Origin of the sequence: Sphingomonas sp. ID1715 (assembly GCF_013044515.1) — a bacterium.
Taxonomy (GTDB): Bacteria; Pseudomonadota; Alphaproteobacteria; order Sphingomonadales; family Sphingomonadaceae; genus Sphingomonas_B.
Genome location: NZ_JABEPR010000002.1, coordinates 573063 through 596905 on the forward strand (window position 1 = coordinate 573063; position 23843 = coordinate 596905).

The following is a 23843-nucleotide window of genomic DNA, read 5'->3' on the forward strand; positions in this document are numbered from 1 at the left end:
CTCAATCTCCTCGTTGCGGAGGCATAACGCCAGAGCGCGAGGCTTTCTCCGTCAGGCCAGAGACGCCTTCTCGGCGCTCGAGTTCGCTCAGCACCTCCTCGAAGCCGAGGCCTGCGCTTTCGAGCAGCACGGCGAGGTGGAAGATCAGGTCGGCAGCTTCCCCGGCCAAGCCCTCTCCCTTCATGGCGGCGATGACCGTCTCAACCGCTTCCTCGCCGACCTTTTGCGCGATCCGTTCCGGTCCGCGAGCAAGCAGGCGCGCGACGTAGGAGCTGTCGGGATCGCCGCCGCGGCGCGCACGGATCGTCTCCGACAGGCGCAGCAGCCGGTCCTCAGTCATGACGCCGCACCGGAAAGCCGGCCGCACCCAGCGCGGCATGCGCCTCGGCGACCGTATGATGGCCGAAATGGAAGATCGAAGCGGCGAGCACGGCCGAGGCATGGCCATCCCGGACGCCCGCGACAAGATGCTCCAGCTCGCCGACGCCGCCGCTCGCCACGACCGGAATCTGGACGGCGTCCGCGATGGTGCGGGTCAGCGCGAGGTCATAGCCGCCCTGCGTACCGTCCCGGTCCATCGAGGTCACGAGCAGTTCGCCAGCGCCCAGCTCGGCCAGGCGCAGTGCATGCTCGACCGCGTCGATGCCCGTTTCCCGGCGTCCGCCATGGGTGAAGATCTCCCAGCGATTCCGGTCGACCGCGCGCGCGTCGATCGAGGCCACCACGCACTGGCTGCCGAAGCGATCCGCCATTTCGCCGACCAGCTCCGGCCGGGCGACGGCGGCCGAGTTGACCGCCACCTTGTCGGCGCCCGCCAGCAGCAGCGCGCGCGCATCCTCGACCGAACGCACGCCGCCACCCACCGTTAATGGCATGAAGCAGACCTCCGCCGTGCGCCGCACGACATCGACCATCGTGCCCCGCGCCTCATGGCTGGCGGTGATATCGAGGAAGCAGAGTTCGTCCGCCCCCGCCGCGTCATAGGCCTGTGCCTGCTCGACGGGGTCGCCTGCATCGGCGAGGTCGACGAAGTTCACGCCCTTCACCACTCGCCCGTTCGCAACATCGAGGCATGGGATGACCCGGATCCGGACGGTCATTTCGCCGCCTCTTGCAAGGCCTCTGCAAGGTCGAGCCGCCCGTCATAAATGGCGCGGCCGGTGATGACCCCTTCAATGCCGTGCCGGCCCTTCAACGCCGCGATATCACCGATCCCGGCCACACCGCCGCTGGCGATCACCGGCAGCGATTGCGCTTCGGCAAGCGCGACCGTCGCGTCGACATTCACGCCGCGCAACATGCCGTCGCGGCCAACATCGGTGAACAGCAGCGCCGCCACACCTGCATCCTCGAAGCGGCGGGCGAGATCGATCACGGGAACGTCCGACACATCCGCCCAGCCCTGGGTCGCGACCATCCCGTCCCTCGCATCGACCGCAACGACGATCCGGCCCGGAAAGTCGCGCGCGGCGTCGGTGACCAGCGCGGGATCGGTCAACGCCGCAGTGCCGATCACCGCCCGCACCACGCCGTAATCGAACCAGCGCTCGATGCTTTCCCGAGTCCGGATGCCGCCGCCCAGCTGGACGTTGCCGCGAAACGCGTGGACGATCCGCCGCACCGCGATGCCGTTGACGCTTTCTCCGGCGAAGGCCCCGTCGAGATCGACCACGTGCAGCCATTCGGCGCCCGCTGCCGCGAACCGCTCCGCCTGCGCCGCCGGATCATCGGCATAGACCGTCGCGCGGTCCATATCGCCTTCGGCCAGGCGAACGACCTGCCCGTTCTTCAGGTCGATGGCGGGGAAGACGATCACGGCCGCCACTCCAGAAATCGCGACAGAAGCTCCAGCCCGTAGCGCTGGCTCTTTTCAGGATGAAACTGCACGCCGGCCATGTTGTCGCGGCCGATCGCCGCGGTCACCGCACCACCATGATCGGTGTCGGCGAGCACGCCCTCGCCTTCATAAGCGAAGCTGTGCAGGAAATAGGCCTCGCCTTCGGCGATTAGCGGATGATCCGCGCGGGGACGCACATCGTTCCACCCCATGTGCGGCACTTTCAGTTCGGGCGAAACGGGCAGCTGCCGCACGCGGCCGTTCAGCCATCCGAGCCCCGCTGTGACGCCATGTTCTTCTCCGGCCTCGGCCATCAGCTGCATGCCGACACACACGCCGAGGAACGGGCGTCCCTTTGCAATCACAGCTTCGTTCAGCGCCTCGATCATGCCGGGCACGGACGAGAGTGCGCGCATTGCCGCGCCGAATGCGCCGACCCCTGGCAGCACGATGCGATCGGCCGTGGTGATGCCGCTCGGCTCGGCGGTCACCGTGATTTGTCCGGCTCCCGCCGCTCGTAGAGCGTTGTGCACCGAGAACAGATTGCCGGCGCCGTAATCGACGAGCGTGACCGTTTCAGCCACCCAGCGTGCCCTTGGTGGACGGCACGGCATCGGCCTTGCGCGGATCGATCTCGACCGCCTGGCGGAGCGCCCGGGCGAGCGCCTTGAACGCGCTTTCGACGAGGTGGTGATTGTTGCGGCCGTAGAGATTCTCGACGTGCAGCGTCAGTCCGGCGGTCTGGGCGAAGCTGTGGAACCAATGTTCCACCAGCTCCGTGTCCCACTCGCCGAGCTTCTCCTGCGTGAAGGCGATCTTCCAGACGAGGAATGGCCGCCCGGAAATGTCGAGGGCGCAACGGGTCAGCGCCTCATCCATCGGCGCATAGGCAGTTCCATAGCGCGTGATCCCCCGCCGATCGGCCAGTGCCTGCGAGATCGCCTCGCCGATCGCCAGTGCCGAGTCCTCGGTCGTGTGATGCTGGTCGATGTGCAGGTCGCCATCGACCGCCACGTCGAGGTCGATCAGCGAATGACGCGACAGCTGCTCCAGCATATGATCGAGAAAGCCGATGCCGGTGGCGACGCGATAAGTCCCGGTGCCGTCGAGGTTGACGGTCACAGCGATCTTCGTCTCGCTGGTGTTTCGGTTCACCGTAGCCGTGCGCATGGCGCGCCTATGCGAACATGTGTCCCGCTTTGCAACGTGGCTTGACCCGTTCGCCCGCCCGGCTACGAGTCGAGGAGATGAGTGAGACTCCGCCCGACAGCCTGATTCCATACGACGAGATCGTGCAGGAAGCGTTGCGCGCCGTCGTCGGCCGCGTGCTGGGCGAGGTTCAGCAGACCGGCGGTCTGCCGGGCGAGCATCATTTCTACATCACGTTCAAGACCGGGCATCCCGGCGTCGAGCTGCCCAAGCACCTGACCGAGCGCTTCCCGGACGAAATGACGATCGTCCTCCAGAACAAGTTCTGGGACTTGAAGGTCGCCGACAAGCATTTCGAGGTCGGGCTGTCGTTCAACCAGGTGCCCGCGAAGCTGTCGATCCCGTTCGCCGCGGTGACCGGCTTCGTCGATCCGGCGGTCAACTTTGCGCTGCAGTTCCAGGCGCAAGGTGACGACACCGGGCCCGAGCCGCATGAAGAGGCCGAGAATGACGGCCCCACCGTCACGCCGGCCGAGGATGGCTCGAACGTCGTGACGGTGGATTTCGGCCGGAAGAAATAGGCCTCACCGCGGCGGCGGGGGACCCTCGATCGTCGGACCCAGGTTGCGCATGACCTCGCGCGCATCGAAGTCGCGGGCGTCGCGCGGACGGCCCTTGAACATCACGATCTCGGCATAGGCTTCGAAACGGTCGATCGTCCGAACGTCGACCGAGTCGGCCCAGAACGGATCATAGCCCCACGGATCCCAGCTGCGCCAACCGAAGCGGCCATAATAGCGCCAACTGGGCCCCCAATAGCCCCAGGGCCCGGCGCCGAACGGCCGCGGCGTGGTCTGCACCGATGTCCTGCGATCCGTCTCGCGATCGACCAGAGTGAAGCCGTCATAGCCCTGCTGCACCGTCAGTTCGGCGGCGCGGAACAACAGGTAGTTCTCGACCCGGTCGCGCGCGGTAAACTGATTGCCCGCAAAGGTGACGCGGAAGCGATTGGCTTCGATCCGTTGCTCGGAAAAGCCGCCGCGAACGCCCGTCGGGGCTCCGAGCGGCTGGTAGGGGGTGGGTGTGGCGCAGCCCGCCAGCAGTGCGGCCAGGCCGAGGGTGGCAAATGTCAGGCGTTTCATCTCGTCACGACCTTTCGTCTCTGTGCCGAGACAACACGGCGGGAGACTGCCCGTTCCCGCCAGATCAGTTGCAGGTGAAAACCCTCTTTAACTTGGATGTCAGTAATGGCACTCTCCGCGCCAAAGAGAACCGAGTCAGGAGAAGGATATGGCCACTCTCGCGCAGCCGCAGCCGGAGGTGTTCGCAGACCCGCTGGATGTCAGCCGGGCCGAGATCTACCGCGAGCATAAGTGGCACGAGCCGTTCCGCCGGCTCCGCGCGGAATCGCCGGTCCATTATACCGAGCATTCTTCCTTCGGCCCGTATTGGTCGATCTCGACCTACAAGCCGATCGTCCATGTCGAATCGCTGCCGGAGCTGTTCTCGTCGGAGGCGGGCGGCATCACCCTCGCCGACCGGCTGGCCGACGATTATGCGATGCCGATGTTCATCGCGCGCGACCGGCCGGTCCACACCGCCCAGCGTCGCACCGTCGCACCGGCCTTCACGCCGAGCGAGATCGTCCGCATGTCGGGCGACGTTCGCCGCCGCACCGAGGAAATCCTGGACGCGCTGCCTTGGGACGAGACGTTCGACTGGGTGGATCGGGTCTCGATCGAGCTGACCACGCAGATGCTCGCCATCCTGTTCGACTTCCCATGGGAAGACCGGCGCAAGCTGACCTTCTGGTCGGATTGGGCGGGCGATATCGAGCTCGTCCACAACGAGGCGACCCGGCAGGAACGGCTCGGCCACATGTTCGAGTGCATGACCTATTTCAAGAAGCTTTGGGATTCGAAGATCGGCAAGGAGCCGACGCCCGACCTCATCTCTATGATGATGCACTCGGAAGCGATGTCGCACATGCCCGACAATGAGTTCATCGGGAACCTGATCCTGCTGATCGTCGGCGGCAACGACACCACCCGCAACTCGATGACCGGCGCGGTCTACGGCCTCGATAAATTCCCTGACCAGCGCGAGAAGCTGGAACAGAACCCGGCGCTGATCCCCAACGCCGTGCAGGAAATCATCCGCTGGCAGACCCCGCTCGCTCATATGCGCCGCACCGCGACGGAGGACACCGAGCTCGAGGGACAGAAGATCCGCGCCGGCGACAAGCTGGCGCTCTGGTACATCTCGGCCAATCGCGACGAGAGCGTCTTCCCCAATGCCGACAAATTGATCGTCGATCGCGAGAATGCGCGGCGGCATCTGGCCTTCGGCTATGGCATTCATCGCTGTGTCGGCGCGCGGCTCGCCGAATTGCAAATTCAGGTGCTGCTTGAGGAAATGGCCAAGCGGCGGATGCGGGTGAATGTGATGGAAGAGCCGGTGCGGGTCAGCGCCTGCTTCGTGAACGGCTATCGCAAAATGCCTGTCCAGATCAGCAAATATTGAAGCCGAAATGGCCGCGCCCACGTATCTGCCGACAGACAGATAAAGCGGGAAACCAGATGATCGACCGTCGCTTGCTTCTTTTCTCCAGCGCCGCCGCGGCAGGCCTGGCCTGGCTCGGCCAGGGCGCCAAGGCCGCTGCGCCCGCCGCCGATCCGCGCTTTCGGCTGAGCGCGGCGGAATGGCGCAAGCGGCTCAGGCCCGACGTGTATGCCGTGTTGCGCGAAGAGGATACCGAGCGGCCGGGCACCAGCCCGTTGCTGAAGGAGCATCGCGCCGGCACCTTCGTCTGCGCCGGCTGCGCCCAGCCGGTCTTTTCATCCAAAACCAAGTTCGACAGCGGCACCGGCTGGCCGAGCTTCTGGGCGGCGATCCCGGGCGGCACCGCCACCTCAACCGATCGCAAGCTCGGCTTCGAGCGGGTCGAGGAACATTGCCGCCGCTGCGGCGGGCATCTGGGCCACGTCTTCGACGATGGGCCCAGACCGACCGGCAAGCGACACTGCATCAACGGCCTGGCGCTGCGCTTCGTGCCGGGGCGGGCCTAAAACTCGCCCTCCAGACCCGGCCGCGGCGGGTTGCAGCCCTTGGCGAGAAAGCGCTGCATCTCGGGCATGGAGTTGGTGCGGTCACGCTCAAGCAATTCGCCGCGCCGTTCGGCGTCCTCGAAGATGTCGAGCGCTTCGCGCCAGCGAGCGCAGGCCTTTGCATAGGCCTTGGCATTGTAGAAATTGCCGCCACTCGTCCTGAGCGCCTGCGCCAAGCTGCGTCGCGCGCCGGCGGGGTCACCGGCCAGTGAGACCAGCCGACGATGGGCGGCGATCACTTCATCGCCGATCCGCTCGCTGTCCGCGTGGCGCCCGACGTCGCCGAATACCTGCGCCTGGACCTCGCCGACTAGAGCGAACAGTCGAAGCGCGCCGGCATCGCTGGGATCGCGATCCCGCAACCCGCGCGCCCGCTGCAGCGCCTCCCCGATCGACTCGGCCGCCAGGGCGTCTCGATAGTTGGTCCGATGAACCACTGCGCGATACCAGAGCGCCTGGATCAGCCGGCGCTGCGCCAGCGGATCGTCACCCCCCTTGGCCAAAATCGCGCGGTTCGCCTCGACCGCGCGGTCGAGCGTGTGCTGCGCCGCGTCCTTGTCCTTCAGCTTGTGATAGCTCTCGCCAAGCAGCCGCAGGTTGGCCGCCCGGACCTGCATCAGCGGCGGCGCGTCGCGCCACGCTTGCGGCAGCGACGCGATGAAGCCTTCCGCCTTCAGATGCTCAGGTTTCGCGGCGGCATAGTCGTTTGCCCAGCCCAGCGCCTCGCCGCGCGCCTGGAGCGCCGCCGCATAGTCCCGCGCGCCGGCTGCACTGGCTCGCGCATCCGGGCGCAACAAGGCCTCGGCTTCCCTGGCTTGGGTAAGCGCAAGCGCCGGCCTGTTGTTTGCGGTCATGTTGATCGCGGCCTGCTCCAGCCGCAGCTGCGCGAAGGCGCGGCGCGCGGCGCCGCTGTCCGGGCGCTCGGCGCGCGTTTGGGTGAGGAGCGCTTCGGCCCGCGTAAGCAGCCGGTTGCCGTCGGTCAGCTTGCCCAGCTGCGCGCCGTCGCCACCGCCGATCACTTGCGCCAGCCGGGTGTAGCCGCGACCGACCTCCAGCCGTACGTCGAACGGAGCGGACGCGTCGGCGGCGAGCGCGTCGAGGTAGCGAAGCCCGGTCTCAGCCAGCAGCACCTGAGCGCGCGTGCCACCCGACGCCTTGCGCACTTCGTCAAAGGCGGGGAACAGCAGCGTGTTTGCGATTGCCCTGGTCTGGCCGAACCGTCGCTCCGTCTCCTGGCGCGCCAGCTGGGCGCGGCGATTGGCGATCGTCGTTACCAGCAGTGCCCCGATCAGCAGCAGGAGCGCGAAGGAGGCGGCGGCGACCGGCAGCCGGTGCCGCCGGACGAAGCGACGCGTCCGGTAGATAGCGCCGCCGCCGCGCGCTTCGACCGGGCGACCGTCAAGATAACGATCGAGATCGTCGATCAGTCCTTCGACCGTGGCATAGCGCCTACCCGGATCAGTCGCGCTGGCCCTGGCGACGATTGCGACGAGGTCGGCGTCACGCTCGTTGCCAATGAGCAGATCGAGAAGACGTCCGAGCGCGAAGATGTCGGTCAACGTCGTCGCCGGCGCGCCAGCCAGCCGCTCGGGCGGCGCGAAGCCCGGCGTGGCGGTCTGCGCCGGCGCGTCGCCGCCCTGCTCATCCGCCGGTCGCGCGATGCCGAAGTCGATCAGCTTCGGCTCACCGCCCTTGTCGACCAGGATATTGGCGGGGGTCAGGTCGCGGTGGATGATCAGGTTACGATGGGCATAGGCGACCGCGGTGCACACCTTGCGGAACAGGTCGAGGCGCTGGCCTGTTGCCGGACGTTCCTGATCGAGCCACGCACCGAGCGGTTGCCCGTCGACACATTCCATGACGAGATAGGGTTGTCCCGTCCCGGTCTCGCCGCCGTCGTACAGCCGCGCGATATGCGGATGCGCCAAGCGGGCCAGCGTCTGGCGCTCGCGGCGAAAGCGCTCGACCAATTCCTCGGAAAGCGCGCCTGGCCGGATCAGCTTGACCGCGGCGACATGCTCGAAGTCGCCAGCCGCCCGCTCGCCGCGATAGACGGCGCCCATGCCGCCTTGGCCGATCAGCCCGGTGATTCGATAGGCGCCGATCCGATCCGGCAGTTCTTCGTCGACGGCGAGCAGGGGCGCCGTCCCCGTGCGGATCGAAGGTGCCTCCTCCATCCGAAGCATTGCGGCTACCCGTCGCTGCAAAGCCGCATCCTCGCCGCATCGATCGGCCAACCAGCGCTCACGCTGGCTCGCCGGCTGTTCGAGCGCTTCGTCGAGCATCGTCAGTGCGCGCGCTTCCAACTCCATGTCCATGCCCGTCCCCCCTCAGGCATTTGCTCAACCCTGCTGCGACAATGCCTCCAGCAGCCATAATCGTGCCGCCGTCCAGCGCCGCTTGACCGTCGATTCCGACAGGTTCAGCACGGCGGCGATGTCGGCAATGTCCATGCCGGCGAAGTAGCGCATCTCGACGATGTCCGCCCGCTCCGGATCGATGGTCGCTAGCCGGTCGAGCGCGGCGTTTAGTTCCTCCAGCTCGACATTCGGCTCTTCGGAAAGCCGAGTGGACAGCTCGACCTTCTGGTGCTCACGCTTGAGGCGCCGCCGATTGCGGACATGGTCGAGCAGGGCGCGGCGCATCATCCGCGCGGACAGTGCCATAAAATGCGCCCGATCATTCCAGGCGATCTGCTTCAGACCGATCAGGCGAGCGGCCGCTTCGTGGATCAGGTCGCCCGTGGACATCGACAGCCCCGGCTCCCGACGCACCATCGCCGCGGCGGCGCGCTTCAACTCGGGATAGAAAAGCACGAAAAGCCGGTCACGCGCGGCGAGATCGCCCGCACGCCAGGAGGCGAGCAAAAGGCCCGCGTCGTCCGAGGTCTCCGCCGCCAGCACGCACCATGTGTGCGCAACTTGTGGCGAGGGCGCAACCGTCCGCCCGTGCCACAACGGGACATGCGGATTATTTCCGCGCTCCGGTGAACCGTGATCCGTTGCTTTGTCGCCTTTACTTTCAGCGGCTCGTGAAAGCCGCGCAACAGGGGTGATATTCATGCAAAGGCTTGTTTTCGGCGCACTGGTCGCCTTCAGCGCCAACGGAATGGCAGTGGCAGCGCCCACCAATCTGTCGACCTGGACCGCCGAAGGTCCCGGCAACTGGGTACGGGCGGCCGACAACAATTCGGTCACGCAGACGCTGAACGGAAATCCTACGGTCTTCTACAGCGACTTCGCCGCTCAGGGCACGCGCCTGTCGGGAACGGTGAAGGTTAACTCATCTTCGGACGATGATTTCTTCGGCTTCGTGCTCGGCTTCAAACCGGGCGAACTGAGCGCGGCGACGAGCGATTTCCTGCTCGTCGACTGGAAGCAGATCGATCAGGGCTCGTTCGGGGGGACCGCGAAGAAGGGCCTGGCGCTCTCGCGAGTCACTTCGGGCCTTGCGAACAGTTCCGGCGCCTGGTGGCACAACCCCGCCGATGGCGTCACCGAGCTGGCGCGCGGCGCGACGCTCGGTTCCACCGCCTGGGTGGATTTCCAGACCTACACCTTCGACATCCAGTTCACCGCCAGCAACGTGAAGGTTTTCGTCGACAACGTGCTTCAGTTCGATGTCAACGGCACCTTCTCCGACGGCCGATTCGGCTTTTACAATTACAGCCAGGCCCAGGTGATCTACGCGGGTATCTCCGACGAGCCGCTTCCACCACCGCCTCCGCCACCGCCGGCGGTTCCGGAGCCGGCCAGCTGGACGCTGATGATCGCCGGCTTCGCGCTGGCCGGGGCGACGGCGCGCCGGCGGAGCAGACGGATAGTGCTCGCCTGACGGTGGCGAGGCGGCTGCTCTACCACGCGGCCACTTCGTCGCCCTGATCTGAGCTTCTTAGGCGCCGGCGCGTGAAGGCACGGGCCGGCGCCTCAATCATGCGATAGACAATCGCCGCTGCCGCGACGACCAGCGCCAGCATCGTGAGCGTGATCGCGTCGGCGGTCCAGCCTTGGGCGGTCAGCTCGTCCGGCGTCCCGGTTCGCGCAAGACCGAGTTTTGCGAGCACTTCCATCAGGCGCGCCTGCACGAATGGGTGCACCATATAGATGCCGTAGGAGAGCATGCCCAGCAGGGGCAAGGGACGCATCTTCAGAACACGGCTGACCATCCCTGCATCCTCGGCGAACACATAAACGACGCCGGCGAACAGGATGGGCGCGACGAGCGTGCGCGCACCGCCCCAGACCAGCGCCGTGAAGCCGATAATCGCGGCAACGTAGAGCAACTCGGCAACGGTCGCCAGCCACACGGGCGGACGCCACGCCGGTTCCGACCGCAGGCGCCAGACCAGCACGCCCAGCGCAAAGCCGTAGATGCAGCGCACCACGCCGAGATCGAAGCTCGCCTCATATAGGTCCGGGTGGATGGCGAGCATGGCGAGGCCCGCGCCCAGCCCCAGCAGCGCGAATGGCCAGACGCGCCGGGTCAGCGCCAGCGCGGCGAAGGCAACATAGGCCCAGAACTCGGCCGCGATGCTCCAGCTCGGGCCGTTCCAAACCAGCCGGTCGGTGAGGCCGCTGGCGTGGAGCATCAGCAAGGAGGCGGCAAGGTCGCCGAGCGAGCGGCCGGAGGAAAAAGCATCTCGCGCGCCGCCGAAAATAGCCAATCCAAGCTCCGCCGCCAGCATCAGCAGCAGCACCGCGACGTGCAGCGGATAGATGCGGCCCAGTCTCAGGCCGAGAAAGCGCCAGGGCGACAGGCCGCGCCCGACGCGCTCCCAATAGGCGTGCGCAATCACGAAGCCGCTCAGCACGAAGAAGAAGTCGACGAACATCCAGCCGCGGCGGATCGGCGCGAGGTTGGTCAGCACCCCCTCGGTGCGGAAATGAAACAGCGCCACCGCAACCGCGCACAGCCCGCGCAGGGCATCGAGCGCGGCGAAGCGGTGGGTCTGCGTCAGCCTACCACCAGCGATCGGGACGAGCGGTGAAGCCCGCGCGCTGCTCGAGTGCCAGCCCGGCGTTCAGCACTCCCTGCTCGTCGAACGCCTTGCCGATGATCTGCAGGCCAAGCGGCAGTCCCTGCGCATCGAGGCCAGCCGGCACCGACATGGCGGGGAGGCCCGCCAGCGACGACGGCACGGTGAAGACGTCGTTCAGATACATGGCGAGCGGGTCCGCCGACTTCTCGCCGAGCGCAAAGGCAGCGGAGGGCGCGGTTGGCGTCAGCAGCAGGTCGCACTGCTCCCATGCCTGATCGAAGTCGCGCGCAATCAGGGCGCGGACCTTTTGCGCCTGGTTGTAATAGGCGTCGTAAAAGCCGGCGGAGAGCACATAAGTGCCGATCATCAGCCGGCGCTTCACCTCCGCGCCGAAGCCGGCAGCGCGGGTCGCGGCATACATGTCCTGCAGGCCGGCGCCTTCCGGCAGCTCGCGCAAACCGTAGCGCACGCCGTCATAGCGGGCGAGGTTCGATGACGCCTCGGCCGGGGCGATGATGTAATAGGCCGGCAGCGCATAGCGGGTGTGGGGCAGCGAGACGTCGACGATCTCGGCGCCGGCATCCCTCATCCATGCGATACCCTGCTGCCACAGCGCATCGATCTCGGCGGGCATATTGTCGACCCGATATTCCTTGGGAATGCCGATGCGTTTGCCCTTGAGGTCCGGCGACAGGCCCTGTTCCCAGGCGGGCACTGGCATATCGAGCGAGGTCGCATCCTTCGGATCGAAGCCGCTCATTGCCTCTAGCATGATCGCGCAATCACGCACCGTGCGCGCCATCGGCCCGGCCTGGTCGAGCGACGACGCGAAGGCGACCACGCCCCAGCGCGAGCAGCGGCCATAGGTCGGCTTGATGCCCGAAATGCCGGTGAATGCCGCCGGCTGACGGATCGAGCCGCCGGTATCGGTCCCGGTCGCCGCGGGCGCGATCCGTGCCGCCACCGCCGCCGAGCTGCCGCCGGAGGAGCCGCCGGGCGCAAGCGGGGCATTGCCGCCGTCGCTTCGCCGCCACGGCGAGATCACATTGCCGAACGCGCTCGTCTCGTTGGACGAGCCCATGGCAAACTGGTCCATGTTCAGCTTGCCGAGCATGCCCGCGCCCGCCGCCCACAGCTTGGCGGTAATGGTCGACTCATAGGTCGGCTTGAAGCCGCCCAAAATATGTGAGGCCGCCGTGGTCTCGACGCCTTCGGTGCAGAACAGGTCCTTGATCCCCAATGGCACGCCCGCGAGCGGCTTGGCCTCCTCGCCCGCCGCCCGGGCGCGGTCGGCGGCATCTGCAGCGGCGAGCGCATGGTCGGGAGTCTCGACCAGGAAGGCGTTCAGCGTCTTGGCGCCGGCCACGGCGGCATTGAAGGCCTCTGCCGCCTCCCGCGCGGAGAAGTCACCGGCGCGAAAACCGTCGCGCAGTTCGGCGACGGTCAGGTCGGTCAGCTGCGCCACTATTCAATCACCTTCGGCACGGCGAAGAAGCCATGTTCGGCCTGCGGCGCGTTGGCCAACACGCGATCGCGGATATCGCCTTCGGTCACCACATCGTCGCGCAACCGCAGCTTGTTCGGGATAACCGCCGTCATCGGCTGGACGGACGAGGTGTCGACCTCCTGCAGTTGCTCGATCCAGCCCAGGATATTGTTGAGCTCGGGCACCAAAGCCTCGGCCTCATCGTCGCTGATCGCGATGCGGGCGAGGCCGGCGACTTTCTTCACGGTGGAAAGGTCGACGGACATGGCCGCGCGGCTAGCATCGGGTGCGCGCAGGGGCAAGGCGGGCGGAAGCCGGGCCTAGTCGCCGGTGACCTCGCCTTCTTCGTCAGGCACGCCCTTTACCACCCGCCGACGCCGAGCTGCGTCGAGGATGTCCACCATGTCCCACAGCAGCCCCAACCCTTCGCTCGTCTTGCCATTAGTGTCTTCTGGGTCGGCGAGGAACAACGCCTTTGCCCTCGCAGAAAGCTCCATCAGCTGCGCCAGGTCCTTCGGCTTGAGCTTGGCTCGATTGAGCTCAAGCGCCTCTTCGACAGCAGCGAATTCGGTATCGATGTTCAACCAAGGCGCCCAGTCATGAACAAAGCGCGGTGCGCTACCTACCATTCACGTTAGATGATCAACGATCTCACTAAAGGTCTTCGGAACGTAATAAGGTATTGATCCAACAGGAAAAGACTGATCAGTCATGCGCCTTCCCCGCAGTGATAACGATCAAGCCAGCGGAAAACTCCTGCCCCGGTCGAATGATTAGGAGCGGGACCTTATCCTATGTGGCCGGTCGAGGCGACATTTCGCCGGCGCGACCGAGACTGAGCGATAATATCGTCCATCTGTACTAGGAGTTCCCTTCCGATGTCCGCTCCGCCATTCGAGTCCTCCGGATCGGCGGCAAAATGCGTCTTTGCCTCGTCTGCCAGCTTCATCAGACGCTCGCACGTCTCATCTCCCAGCTTCGATCTAAGGCGCTCAAGTCCAGACTTTAGGGCGAAGAAATCTGTATCGATATTTAGCCACGGTGCGAAGTCGTACTCAAACTTTGGCGCATTGAGAACGAGCGAGATCACATGGTCACGAAGCTCACCGATCGTTTTAGGAATGTACGGATTAGGATTGAATTGCGTTGGCCTATCCATCGATCTCTCCATCATGGCCGCTTAATTAGGTAAGAGCCTCCGTTAACCTCCTGCCTAGGTCTGATGATCACGACCGACTCCGGACGAAACCGACTGCGGAAAAGTCCCACGATCTGTGGCTGAGTGTGACATCCAATGCCACCTTTCCGACCGTTGCATCTGGGCGGCGGTATGACCTTTTGTCGATCTCATCTCGTTCTATTCGATTGACGCGAACCGGGCCGACCCCACTCGAACTAGTCCCATAGGTGTGTTCCGCTCGCAGTCCGAACCGATGCGCCCTTTCCTTTACCGGTCGCGCGGGGCAGTGCTTCCAGCGACTTGGCTCGGGCTGGAATGTCACGGGCGCGTGGAGCCTTTGTGGATCGCAAATTCCTGTACATTGTCGCCGGGCTGATCGTGCTGGTACTGGGTGCCGGCATCGCGTGGCAGCTGTGGGGAGCGCGGCTGGTTGCTTGGCGCTTTACGCCTCAGATCGCCTTCAAGGCCGAGCCGCCGCAGCCGAGAACGGCGTATGCCGATCCGCGCATGTGGTATTCGCGGCCGCCGAACAGCGCGAACGATCCGGCGCTCTGGGTACCGGAAGGGTATCGGCCCAATCCGAAGCCACCCGCCGCCCTGTTCTTCATCCACCCGACCAGCTTCCTCGACCGCTCCGCCTGGAACATGCCGCTCGACAATGCGGAGGCGAATGATCGCGCGCGGCTCTTCATCCGTGGTCAGGCGAGCGCCTTCAACGAGGTTGCGGAGATCTGGGCGCCGAAATACCGGCAGGCGACCTTCGGCGCGTTCCTCACCACGGCTGAGGACGCCAACAAGGCGCTGGACCTCGCCTATCGCGACGTAGAACTCGCCTTCGACGAGTTCGTGCGGCAGCTGCCGAAGGACCGGCCGATCTTCCTGGCCGGGCATAGCCAGGGCGCGTTGCACCTGACTCGCCTGCTCCGCGAGCATGTCGCGGGCACGCCGCTCGCCCGCCGTGTGGTCGCCGCCTATGTTGTCGGCTGGCCGATTTCGCTGACCACCGACATGGCCGCGCTCGGCCTCCCACCCTGCACGGCGCCCGACCAGCCGGGATGCATCCTGTCATGGCAAAGCTTTGCTGAGCCGGCCGATCCCAAGCTGATCATCGACACCTATGATGCGACCATCGGCTTCGATGGCCAGCCACGCGAAAACACACCCTTTCTCTGCGTCAATCCGATCACAGGCACGCAAAATGGCGAAGCACCGGCGGAGGCCAATCTCGGCACGCTCTTCCCGAGCGGGGATTTCTCAACCGCAGAGCTGCGGCCGGGCGCAGTGCCTGCCCGCTGCGCCGATCGCGGCATCCTGCTGATCGGCCAGCCGCCGGCGCTCGGCCCGTATGTGCTGCCCGGCAACAATTATCATGTCTTCGACATCAGCCTGTTCTGGGCGAATGTGCGCGCGGATGCCGCGAGAAGGCTCGCGGGATTTGCCCGTTCCCCGGCGAAGGCCGGGGCCCAGCGGCTCGAGAATGGGCCCCGGCCTGCGCCGGGGAGCAAAGGGAGATGATCACCAGCCTTACGGTCGATTTCCGCGCCGCCCTGCCGATGGGCGGACGGCTGCTCGGCCTCGATGTCGGCACCAAGACGATCGGCACCGCGCTGTGTGATGCCGGCTGGTCGATCGCGAGCCCTGCGGAGCTGATCCGGCGCACCAAGTTCGGCGCTGACAAGGCGGCGCTGGATCGGCTGATCGCCGCGCAGGCGGTGAAGGGGCTCGTCATCGGACTGCCGCTCAATCTCGACGGAACCGATTCCCCGCGCACCCAATCGGTCCGCGCCTTTGCCCGGAACATGGAGTCGTCGGGTGTGCCGATCCTGCTTTGGGACGAACGCTGGTCGACCCAAGCGGTCACCCGCACCTTGCTTGATGCCGATACGAGCCGTGCCCGACGCGCCGAACTGGTCGACAAGATGGCCGCGGCGTACATTCTGCAGGGCGCCATCGACGCGCTGATGATGGGCTAGGCCCCTCTCTTCAGGCGTTGCGGAACCGGCCAGGTAAGTAAGGCGCGGGGTCGATCTCCTCCACGGGCCGCCCGAGCAGCAAATTAGCAGCCATGCGTGCCGCGGCCGGCGCGGTCTGGATGCCGAAGCCGCCCTGGCCCGCGCACCAGAAGAAGCGCGGCTCGGCCGGATCATAGCCATAGACCGGCAGCCGGTCGGGCGCGAAGGAGCGCAGCCCCGCCCAGCGCCGCTCGACCCGGCGGACCGGCCAGCGGGTTGCCTGCTCGAACCGGTCGATGGCGATCGCCACGTCCAGTTCGTCGGCGGCGACGTCACCGGGCAGGTCGGGCGTCTCGTCATGCGGGCTGAGCCACAAGCGCCCGCCCGCCTCTGGCTTGAAATAGAAACTCCCGTCCATCGCCATGACGAGGGGCAGGTCGGCCGGCGCGGGCGGGTCGACCTCCAGCTGAACGACCGTGCGGCGATAGGGCTGAATGCCGACCGGCGGCACGCCCGCCAGCGCGGCGACGCGATCAGCCCAGGCACCCGCCGCCGACACGAGAATGCCGGCCTCGAACGACTCGCCGCCGGCACGCAGGCGCCAGCCCGCCGCAAGGCGCTCCGCCTGCTCCAGGGGCGCATGGCAGCGCAGTTCGGCGCCCGCCTGACGAGCAGTCTTGAGAAAGACCTGGTGCGCCCCGGCGACGTCGATGTCCGTACAAGTCGGAATCCACAGCGCTTCGACGAACGCATCGGACAGATCGGGCAGCCAGTTGCGGACCTGGGCGGTGGACCAACGCTCCATCCGCACGCGTCCCTCGAACTCGGCCAGAAAGCGGTCGATGTCGGTACGCTCTTCCGCGCGGGCGAGATGGAGCTCGCCCCGAGGAGACAGCAGGCCATGCCGCTGCAGCCACGGACTCGAAGCGGAGGTCAGTGGCTGGATCAGCGGCCCGCCATAGGTTTCCGACCAGAAGGCGGCGGAGCGGCCCGTTGCGTGATAGCCGGGCTGATCCTCCGCTTCGAGGATCAGCACCGAAGCGTGGGGCGCCAGTTCGGCGGCGAGACTTGCTCCCGCTATTCCCGCGCCGATGATCGCGACGTCGTAGCGGCTCATGCTGGCGGCGCGCGATCGGCGAGGAACCGGTCGATCTCTGCCAAAGCGGCATCGCGCACCGGATCCGCTTCGCGCAGGATTTCGTGCGCCGACTCAGGTCCCCAACTGCGCAGCCGCGCATCGGGTAGCCGGACCGCTGCACGGCGAATGGCAGCGTAATCGACCAGCCGGTCGCGTTCGGCGGCCAGGATCAGGATCGGCGTTGCGACATGTTCCAGTCGCCCCCGCTCCTCCAGGGCAAGGGTGGAGCGATAGGCCTCCGCGACCCAAGCCCAGCTGGGCGGTCCGACGGCGATCTCGGGCTTCTGCGCCTTCCACCAGAGTTCGTCCTCATAGCGGTCGGCATCGTGCGTCAGCAGCGCCAGCCGCCCCCGAATCGGCACGCCGGGCCTTTCGTTCGCCTTCCAGGCCAGTCGCTCCGGCTTGCCGACTCGGCACATCAGCGCGGCGACTCGCGCCGCGACGCGCGCACCGAAAGGCGCGCTCTTCAGCCCGAGCATCGGCGCAACCAGCACAGCCGCGTCGGGATCGATCCGGCGTTCGGAAAGTGCCCAAAGGGTCAGATGGCCGCCCATCGAATGCGCGATCACGATGCGCGGCCCGGGCGTGCGCGCGCTCCATTCTGCGAAGAACTGCGCCAGATCGTCGATCCAGGGTGCGAACCGCGCCGCGTGGCCGCACATCGGGTCGGACGAGAGCCGGCCCGATCCGCCCTGCCCCCGCCAGTCGAAACTCGCCACATTCCAACCGGCGCGATGCCAATGGTCGAACGCCTCGAAATATTTTTCGAAGATATCGCCACGCCCCCCAAGGAAGAGGATCGAGCCCCGGCCGTCCCCGCCTTGCCACTCAAATGTTCGATGCGGCCAACCGTCCGCCGCGGTCCAGCTGGAGATGGTCGCGCCCTCCGGCACCGCTCGCCTGTTAAAGATCATGGTGGCTGGTTACGGTTAAGCAAGGTTCGGCGTCTAGACAGTCTGGCATGGCTGGTCATGCCCTGCTCGCAATCCTGGCGCTGTTGCTGCTCGTTGCAGCCGGGACGGACCTGCGCTCGCGGACCATCGCGAATGGCCTCAACCTGCTGATCGCGCTGCTCGCGCCCGCTTATTGGTGGGCCACCGGCCTGTCCTTCTGGCCGGACATGGCGTTGCAGCTCGCGCTCGCCGCCTGCGTGTTCGGGCTGTTCGCCTTCATGTTCGCGATGGGCTGGATGGGCGGCGGCGACGTCAAGTTGCTGGCGGCGCTCGCTTTGTGGCTGCCGCTTTATTCGGTGGTCAAGCTGCTCATCGGCATGTCGCTGCTGGGCGGACTGCTCACGCTCGGCTTCGTCGCGGTGCACCGCTTACGCAAGCTCAAGACGATGCCGGAAATTCCGTACGGCGTGGCCATCGCCTGTGCGGGTCTTTGGGTGATTGGCGAACGCTATCTTAACCAGTTTGCCTGATAGCTGCGGATGGGCCGCAAGGTCCGGATCGGGAGTGATCTGACGTGGATGTAAGAAAGATCGTCTTGCTGGTGGGGGCGCTGGTCGTGGCCGCGGTCACGGCCGTCATGGCGCGCAGCCTGTTCAACACGGGCGGTACGCCGGCCGTTGCTGCCTCTGCGCCGCAGCCGAGCGGCCCGCAGGTGCTGGTCGCAACGCGCGCCCTGCCCGTGGGCACCATCCTACAGCAGGACAGCTTTCGCTATCAGCCCTGGCCCAAGGAGCTGATCCAGGAAGCTTATTACGTGCAAGGCGAGCAGACGCCGCCGCAGCCGGGCACCGTCGTCCGCTACAATATCGCCGCCGGCCAGCCGATCCCGCAGGGCGCGCTGGTGAAGCCGGGCGACCGCGGCTTCCTCGCCGCCGCGCTCGGGCCGGGCATGCGTGCCGTGACCGTGCCGGTCGATGCCAAGAGCGGCGTCGGCGGCTTCGTCTTCCCGGGCGATCGCATCGACCTGGTGCTCACCCAGGCCGTCGAAGGCCGCGACGGCGGCCCGGCGCTCAAGACCGCCGAGACCTTCGTCCGCAACATCCGCGTGCTCGCGACCGACCAGCGTACCGAAGCGCAGACCAAGGATGGCAAGACCGAAGTCACCACCTTCTCGACCGTCACGCTCGAGGCGACGCCGCGCATCGCCGAGAAGATCGCGCTTGCCCAGTCGCTGGGTCAGCTATCCCTCTCGCTGCGTTCTATCGCCGACAACAATGCCGAGCTTGAACGGGCGATCGCTGCCGGCGAAGTCACGGTCGGCGACGGCAAGGACCCGAAGGCGGAGCGCCAGATGCTGCTCGCCGTCGCGTCGCGGCCGATCGACAGTGACACCACTTTCGTCACCGGCGGCGACGTCTCGCGCTTTGCCCGCCGCACCGTGCCCGGCATGGCGCCTTCCGCTGCTCCCGCCGCCCCCGCGGCCGGCGCGCCGGCTGCGCCCGTGCCCGGCTTCTCATCCGGACCCGTGGTCCGCGTCGCGCGCGGCAATGTGGTCGTCGAAGTTCCCGTAGGGGGTCGTTAAGATGCGAAAGAAGATCGTTCTGGCGCTGGCCTCCGCGGCCGCCGTCTGCGCCGGTTGCCCGGCGCTGGCCGCGAAGCCCGCCCGCGTCGCGGCGCTGCCGGCCGGCACCCAGCGCCCGACCAACGAAGTGCTGCTGTCTGTCGGCCAGGGCCAACTGATCACGCTGCCCGCCAACGTGGCCAATGTGTGGACGTCCAACGACAAGGTTGCCGACGTCTATGTCAGCAACCCGCGGCAGATCCACCTGTTCGGCAAGGAAAATGGCGAAGCGACGGTGTTCGCGACCACCGCCTCCGGCCAGGTCGTTTATGCCACCAACGTCCGCGTCAACCAGAACATCACGTCGCTCGACAAGATGCTGCGACTCGCCTTTCCGGGCGCGGATGTGAACGTCACGACGGCGGGCCAGCTGGCGGTCATCACCGGCACGATCGGCTCGCCCGAGGATAGCGCGGCCGCCGAGCGGCTCGTGCTCACCGCGCTCAATCCCGGCGTCAACATCAGCGACCCCAACGCCCAGCTGAAGATGGGCGTGATCAACCGGCTGCGCATGGCGACGCCGCTGCAGGTCAACCTGCAGGTCCGCATCGCCGAAGTCAGTCGCGACCTAGTCAAGGAGATCGGCGTCAACCTGTTGACGCGCGACCAGACCGGCGGCTTTCTGTTCGGCATCGCCCAAGGGCGCAACTTCGGTTCGATCGGCAACTTCGACGCGTCGGTCTTCCCGAAGCTCGACGCGTCGCAGCTTTTCGGCCTGCCGGCAGGCTCGATAAGCCTGCCGTTCAATCCGTCCACGGGCCAGTTCATCAATCCGGCCAGCGGCACCGCGTTCAACTTCAACAATCTCGGCCAGGGCGCCGGCAAGACCGCGCTGTCGCTCGCCGGCAAGCTGTTCGGCATCGACGTGGCGTCCGCGATCGACCTTGCCGAGACGCAGGGCCTCGTCACCACCCTCGCCAATCCGAACCTGACCGCCCTCTCGGGCGAAACGGCCAGCTTCCTGGCCGGTGGCGAAATCCCGATCCCGCTGGCGCAGGGCCTCGGCACGATCGGCATCGAATATAAGCAATATGGCGTCAGCCTTGCCTTCACCCCGACAGTGCTGGCCGATGGCCGCATCTCGATGCGGGTGCGGCCGGAGGTGTCGGAGCTGAGCACTCAGGGCGCGATCACGATCAGCGGCTTCCAGGTGCCGGGCTTTTCGACCCGCCGCGCGGAAACGACGGTGGAACTCGGCTCCGGTCAGAGCTTCATGATCGGTGGGCTGCTGCAGAACAAGCATTTCAACCAGATCGACAAGGCGCCGGGGCTCGGCGACGTGCCCGTGCTGGGCGCGCTGTTCCGCTCCAGCAAGTTCCGCCGCAGCGAGACTGAGCTGGTGATCATCATCACGCCGTATCTGGTGAAGCCGACCTCCGGCACGCTGCCGCTGCCGACCGACGGCTACAAGGCGGCGACCGACGCCTCGCGCGTCTTCTTGGGGCACAGTTTCAGCGGCGAAAGCGGCCAGGCGCGGCCGACGCCGACGCTGGCGCCGCCGCAGACGCAGGTGACGGGGCAGCCACAGGCGCAGGCCGTGCTGCCGTCCAAGGCCGACAAGCCCACCAAGAGTGCCGCGGCGGTTCCCGCCCCGGGCTTCTCGATCAAGTGATGCGTGCGGAGAGCATGATGGCGCTGAAACAGATTTCGCTGATCGCCCTGCCGCTGGCGCTCGCCGCCTGCGGCACCGTCAACCGCGGCATGGAATCGGTGCACCAGCCGATCGTGCAGCGAACCGATTATGTGATCGACTTGGCCACCGCGGGCGATGGCCTTGCCCTGGGCGAGCAGGAGCGGCTGGACGGCTGGTTCCGCTCGATCGGCCTGGCCTATGGCGACCGCGTCGCGATCGACGGCCCCGCCGGCACCGCCCGCGGCGATGTCGCGGAGCTGCTCGCCCGGCGCGGCATGAGCGTGTCAGGCACGGCGCCCGTCACCGCCGGCCAGATAACGCCGGGCTCGGTTCGGGTCATCGTCAGTCGCTCGAGCGCTTCCGTGCCCGGCTGCCCCGACTGGAGCCGTCCGTCGGCACCCGACTTCGTCGGCTCGACCATGTCGAATTATGGCTGCGCGAACAATGCGGCGCTGGCCGCCATGGTCGCCGATCCGATGGACCTGATCCGCGGCCGCGACGACGGCATCGCCGTCGACCCCGCCGTGTCGAGCAAGGCGATCGACGCCTACCGCACCGCGCCGCCCACCGGCACCCGCGGCATCAAGGCCGAATCCACGTCCAAGGTTGGAAAATAATGAACGCACCCTGGAGCCCCACCCGCTCGGCAGCCCTGCGCGACCCCTTCGTCGCCTATGTCTGCGACGACAGCGCCGCCGACGCGATCCGTCCGATTGCAGTCGAAATGGGCTGGTCGCCCGAAAAGGTCCTTCGCGGCGGCCTGCGCGCGGCCGTGCAGAACCTGGCGGTCTCGGCCAGTCCCAACATCCTGCTCGTCGACCTGTCGGAGACCAGTGATCCGCTGAACGAGATCAACGCGCTCGCCGAGGTATGCGAACCCGGCACCGTCGTGATCGCCACCGGCCTCATCAACGACGTCCGGCTTTACCGCGACCTGATCGGGAGCGGCATTCAGGATTACCTGCTCAAGCCGTTCCATCCGGAACAGCTGCGCGACGCCTTCGCGCAGGCGCAGACGGTGTTCAGCACGCCCAAGAGCTTCGAGCCGAGCGTCGAGCGACCGCATCTGATGACCGCGGTGATCGGCTCTCGCGGCGGCGCCGGCGCCTCTACTGTCGCAGCGTCACTGGCCTGGCTGTTCGGCGACAAGGACAAGCGCTCGACGGCCCTCGTCGACCTCGACGTGCATTTCGGAACCGATGCGCTCGCGCTCGACCTTGAGCCCGGTCGCGGGCTGACCGACGCGATCGAGAATCCGAGTCGCATCGACGGTCTGTTCATCGAGCGCGCGCTGGTGCGCGTGAACGAGAAGCTCGCGGTGCTGTCGGCCGAGGCGCCGATCAACCAGCCGCTGATGACCGACGGCTCCGCCTTCTATCAGCTGCAGGAAGAGATTCGCGCTGCCTTCGAATGCACGGTGATCGACCTGCCGCGGCACATGCTGGTCCAGCACCCGATGCTGGTGCAGGACGCGAACACCGTCGTGCTCGTCACCGAGATCACGCTGGCGGCCGCGCGCGACTGCATCCGCTTCCTGTCCTGGTTCAAGACGCATGCGCCGCAGGCTTCGGTCCTGCTGGTCGCCAATCGCGTCGCCACGGCCGGTGCGACAGAGCTCAGCCGCAAGGATTTCGAAGACTCGATCGAACGCAAGATCGACTTCATCCTGCCGCTCGACCAGAAACTCGCCGCGCAGGCGGCCAAGCTGGGTAAGCCGATTGCGGAGGCCGGCAAGGGCGGCAAGCTTGGCCAGGCGCTGCAGGCGCTGTCCGACCGCCTGGTTGCGGCGGCCGGCGATGAGGCGACGTCTTCCCAGGGCTCGGGCAAGTCGCTGCTGGGCAAACTCGGCGAATTCAAGCTGAAGCTTCCGAAGCCCAAGAAGTAAGGGGCGCGCGGCGCGATGATCCAGTTCATCTTCCCGTTTCTGGGGGCACTCTTCGCCCTGCTGATGATCGTCGCCGCCTTTTCCGGCCCTTCTCAAGGCAAGGCGCAGAAGCGGCGGCTCGAAGGCCTGCGCGAGCGTCATGGCGGCGCCATGGCCCTGTCGGCCGAAGAGAAGATGCGGCGGATCACCACGGCGCAGGACACGCGCATGGACACGCTGGCGGGCCGCTTCCTGCCCAACCCGGCGCTGATGAAGAAGCGGCTGGCTATGACGGGCAAGGACTGGTCCGTCGGCAAATATGCGCTGGTCAATGTCGTCCTGACTCTCGTCGTCGGCGGCTTTCTGCTGAGCCGCGGTGCGCCCGTCCTGCTCGCCCTGTTCGGCGGCGCCGTCATCGGTGTGGGCGGGCCGCACATGTATGTCGGCATGATGATCAAGAAGCGGATCAAGAATTTCACCACCCGCTTCCCCGATGCGATCGAGCTGCTCGTCCGCGGCCTGCGCGCCGGCCTGCCGATCACCGAAACTCTGGGCGTCGTCTCGACTGAAGTTCCAGGCCCGGTGGGTGAGGAATTCCGCCTCGTCACCGACAAGATGAAGATCGGCCGTACGATGGAGGTGGCGCTTCAGGAAACCGCCGATCGCCTCGGTACGCCCGAATTCCAGTTCTTCTGCATCACGCTTGCGATCCAGAAGGAGACCGGCGGCAACCTGGCGGAGACGCTCGGCAATCTGGCCGACGTGCTGCGCAAGCGCGCGCAGATGAAGCTCAAGATCAAGGCGATGTCGTCGGAATCGAAGGCGTCAGCTTACATCGTCGGCGCGCTGCCGTTCATCGTGTTCGGCCTGATCTGGATGATCAACCAGCCCTATATGATGAACTTCGTGAAGGACGAGCGGCTGATGATCGCCGGCCTGGGCGGGCTCATCTGGATGAGCATCGGCGCCTTCATCATGGCCAAGATGGTCAACTTCGAGATCTGA

At 66.4% G+C, this 23843-nt stretch carries 27 protein-coding genes; 12 read left to right on the top strand and 15 right to left on the bottom strand.

Going from position 1 to position 23843, the window contains the following annotated elements; genetic code table 11:
- Position 1: 1 nt before the first annotated feature.
- From HJG53_RS07725 to hisB, 5 genes are read right to left on the bottom strand one after another with little or no spacing between them, the layout of a single operon-like run.
- Positions 2-340 carry a phosphoribosyl-ATP diphosphatase gene (locus HJG53_RS07725; RefSeq protein WP_171129174.1) on the bottom strand — a complete coding sequence of 113 codons (339 nt, stop codon included), beginning with the start codon at positions 338-340 and terminating at the stop codon, positions 2-4.
- On the bottom strand, positions 333-1100 hold the full coding sequence (gene hisF / locus HJG53_RS07730; RefSeq protein WP_171129176.1) for an imidazole glycerol phosphate synthase subunit HisF: 768 nt from the start codon (positions 1098-1100) through the stop codon (positions 333-335). The genes HJG53_RS07725 and hisF overlap by 8 nt, the downstream gene beginning before the upstream one ends.
- Positions 1097-1816 (bottom strand): 1-(5-phosphoribosyl)-5-[(5-phosphoribosylamino)methylideneamino]imidazole-4-carboxamide isomerase, encoded by a 720-nt coding sequence (gene hisA / locus HJG53_RS07735; RefSeq protein ID WP_171129178.1) that lies wholly within the window; start codon positions 1814-1816, stop codon positions 1097-1099. The genes hisF and hisA overlap by 4 nt, the downstream gene beginning before the upstream one ends.
- On the bottom strand, positions 1813-2421 hold the full coding sequence (hisH, locus tag HJG53_RS07740) for an imidazole glycerol phosphate synthase subunit HisH (RefSeq protein ID WP_368039534.1): 609 nt from the start codon (positions 2419-2421) through the stop codon (positions 1813-1815). The genes hisA and hisH overlap by 4 nt, the downstream gene beginning before the upstream one ends.
- Entirely contained in the window at positions 2414-3007 is a 594-nt protein-coding gene (hisB, locus tag HJG53_RS07745) for an imidazoleglycerol-phosphate dehydratase HisB (protein WP_171129182.1), read from the bottom strand. Before hisB ends, hisH begins: the two co-directional genes overlap by 8 nt.
- A gap of 77 nt (positions 3008-3084) precedes the next feature.
- On the opposite strand from hisB, the gene HJG53_RS07750 reads away from it, so the two are divergent.
- A complete protein-coding gene (locus HJG53_RS07750; protein ID WP_171129184.1) occupies positions 3085-3567 on the top strand; it encodes an SspB family protein in 483 nt (160 codons plus the stop codon).
- A 3-nt stretch (positions 3568-3570) separates the two neighbouring features.
- On the opposite strand, the gene HJG53_RS07755 is transcribed toward HJG53_RS07750, so the two are convergent.
- The gene (locus HJG53_RS07755; protein WP_171129186.1) at positions 3571-4128 is read right to left on the bottom strand and encodes a hypothetical protein; all 558 of its coding nucleotides are present in this window, start codon (positions 4126-4128) and stop codon (positions 3571-3573) included.
- Positions 4129-4276: 148 nt separating this feature from the next.
- Here HJG53_RS07755 and HJG53_RS07760 point away from each other — a divergent pair, with 148 nt between their 5' ends.
- Entirely contained in the window at positions 4277-5509 is a 1233-nt protein-coding gene (locus HJG53_RS07760; protein ID WP_171129188.1) for a cytochrome P450, read from the top strand.
- A gap of 56 nt (positions 5510-5565) precedes the next feature.
- Positions 5566-6054 carry a peptide-methionine (R)-S-oxide reductase MsrB gene (gene msrB, locus HJG53_RS07765; protein ID WP_171129190.1) on the top strand — a complete coding sequence of 163 codons (489 nt, stop codon included), beginning with the start codon at positions 5566-5568 and terminating at the stop codon, positions 6052-6054.
- On the opposite strand, the gene HJG53_RS07770 is transcribed toward msrB, so the two are convergent.
- Positions 6051-8411: a serine/threonine-protein kinase gene (locus tag HJG53_RS07770; protein ID WP_171129192.1), complete on the bottom strand. Its 2361-nt coding sequence runs from the start codon at positions 8409-8411 to the stop codon at positions 6051-6053. The two genes, msrB and HJG53_RS07770, sit on opposite strands and share 4 nt — an antisense overlap.
- A gap of 24 nt (positions 8412-8435) precedes the next feature.
- Positions 8436-8996: an ECF-type sigma factor gene (locus HJG53_RS07775; protein ID WP_217352682.1), complete on the bottom strand. Its 561-nt coding sequence runs from the start codon at positions 8994-8996 to the stop codon at positions 8436-8438.
- Between the two features lie 157 nt (positions 8997-9153).
- Between HJG53_RS07775 and HJG53_RS07780 the strand changes: the two genes are divergently transcribed.
- Positions 9154-9927, top strand: coding sequence for a PEPxxWA-CTERM sorting domain-containing protein (locus tag HJG53_RS07780; RefSeq protein WP_171129194.1), 774 nt, complete (start codon positions 9154-9156; stop codon positions 9925-9927).
- 19 nt (positions 9928-9946) lie between these two features.
- Here the strand turns inward: HJG53_RS07780 and HJG53_RS07785 are convergent, their stop codons facing one another.
- The 5 genes from HJG53_RS07785 to HJG53_RS07805 form a co-directional block, all read right to left on the bottom strand.
- Positions 9947-11065, bottom strand: a complete 1119-nt coding sequence (locus HJG53_RS07785) for an acyltransferase family protein (protein ID WP_368039546.1) — start codon at positions 11063-11065, stop codon at positions 9947-9949.
- Positions 11052-12536: an Asp-tRNA(Asn)/Glu-tRNA(Gln) amidotransferase subunit GatA gene (gene gatA, locus HJG53_RS07790; RefSeq protein WP_171129198.1), complete on the bottom strand. Its 1485-nt coding sequence runs from the start codon at positions 12534-12536 to the stop codon at positions 11052-11054. Before gatA ends, HJG53_RS07785 begins: the two co-directional genes overlap by 14 nt.
- Positions 12536-12823 (bottom strand): Asp-tRNA(Asn)/Glu-tRNA(Gln) amidotransferase subunit GatC, encoded by a 288-nt coding sequence (gene gatC, locus HJG53_RS07795; protein WP_171129199.1) that lies wholly within the window; start codon positions 12821-12823, stop codon positions 12536-12538. The genes gatA and gatC overlap by 1 nt, the downstream gene beginning before the upstream one ends.
- A 54-nt stretch (positions 12824-12877) precedes the next feature.
- A complete protein-coding gene (locus tag HJG53_RS07800) occupies positions 12878-13141 on the bottom strand; it encodes a hypothetical protein (protein WP_171129201.1) in 264 nt (87 codons plus the stop codon).
- A 203-nt stretch (positions 13142-13344) separates the two neighbouring features.
- On the bottom strand, positions 13345-13731 hold the full coding sequence (locus HJG53_RS07805) for a hypothetical protein (RefSeq protein WP_217352683.1): 387 nt from the start codon (positions 13729-13731) through the stop codon (positions 13345-13347).
- 345 nt (positions 13732-14076) lie between these two features.
- On the opposite strand from HJG53_RS07805, the gene HJG53_RS07810 reads away from it, so the two are divergent.
- Complete coding sequence (locus HJG53_RS07810) at positions 14077-15252, top strand: DUF3089 domain-containing protein (RefSeq protein ID WP_171129205.1); 1176 nt, start codon at positions 14077-14079, stop codon at positions 15250-15252.
- Entirely contained in the window at positions 15249-15710 is a 462-nt protein-coding gene (gene ruvX, locus HJG53_RS07815) for a Holliday junction resolvase RuvX (protein ID WP_171129207.1), read from the top strand. Before HJG53_RS07810 ends, ruvX begins: the two co-directional genes overlap by 4 nt.
- Positions 15711-15720: 10 nt before the next feature.
- Here the strand turns inward: ruvX and HJG53_RS07820 are convergent, their stop codons facing one another.
- Together HJG53_RS07820 and HJG53_RS07825 are read right to left on the bottom strand one after the other, a co-directional pair.
- Complete coding sequence (locus tag HJG53_RS07820; protein WP_171129209.1) at positions 15721-16806, bottom strand: FAD-binding oxidoreductase; 1086 nt, start codon at positions 16804-16806, stop codon at positions 15721-15723.
- Complete coding sequence (locus HJG53_RS07825; RefSeq protein ID WP_171129211.1) at positions 16803-17741, bottom strand: alpha/beta fold hydrolase; 939 nt, start codon at positions 17739-17741, stop codon at positions 16803-16805. Before HJG53_RS07825 ends, HJG53_RS07820 begins: the two co-directional genes overlap by 4 nt.
- Positions 17742-17788: 47 nt before the next feature.
- Here HJG53_RS07825 and HJG53_RS07830 point away from each other — a divergent pair, with 47 nt between their 5' ends.
- Genes HJG53_RS07830 through HJG53_RS07855 form a run of 6 tightly spaced genes read left to right on the top strand, consistent with a single transcriptional unit; the run spans position 17789 to position 23843 of the window.
- Positions 17789-18250 (top strand): prepilin peptidase, encoded by a 462-nt coding sequence (locus HJG53_RS07830; RefSeq protein WP_171129213.1) that lies wholly within the window; start codon positions 17789-17791, stop codon positions 18248-18250.
- Positions 18251-18294: 44 nt separating this feature from the next.
- Entirely contained in the window at positions 18295-19302 is a 1008-nt protein-coding gene (gene cpaB, locus HJG53_RS07835; RefSeq protein ID WP_171129215.1) for a Flp pilus assembly protein CpaB, read from the top strand.
- A 1-nt stretch (position 19303) separates the two neighbouring features.
- On the top strand, positions 19304-20953 hold the full coding sequence (locus HJG53_RS07840; protein ID WP_171129217.1) for a type II and III secretion system protein family protein: 1650 nt from the start codon (positions 19304-19306) through the stop codon (positions 20951-20953).
- Positions 20953-21591 (top strand): CpaD family pilus assembly protein, encoded by a 639-nt coding sequence (locus tag HJG53_RS07845; protein WP_254447597.1) that lies wholly within the window; start codon positions 20953-20955, stop codon positions 21589-21591. Before HJG53_RS07840 ends, HJG53_RS07845 begins: the two co-directional genes overlap by 1 nt.
- Positions 21591-22859, top strand: a complete 1269-nt coding sequence (locus HJG53_RS07850; RefSeq protein ID WP_171129219.1) for a pilus assembly protein CpaE — start codon at positions 21591-21593, stop codon at positions 22857-22859. The genes HJG53_RS07845 and HJG53_RS07850 overlap by 1 nt, the downstream gene beginning before the upstream one ends.
- Positions 22860-22874: 15 nt before the next feature.
- Positions 22875-23843, top strand: a complete 969-nt coding sequence (locus HJG53_RS07855; protein WP_171129220.1) for a type II secretion system F family protein — start codon at positions 22875-22877, stop codon at positions 23841-23843.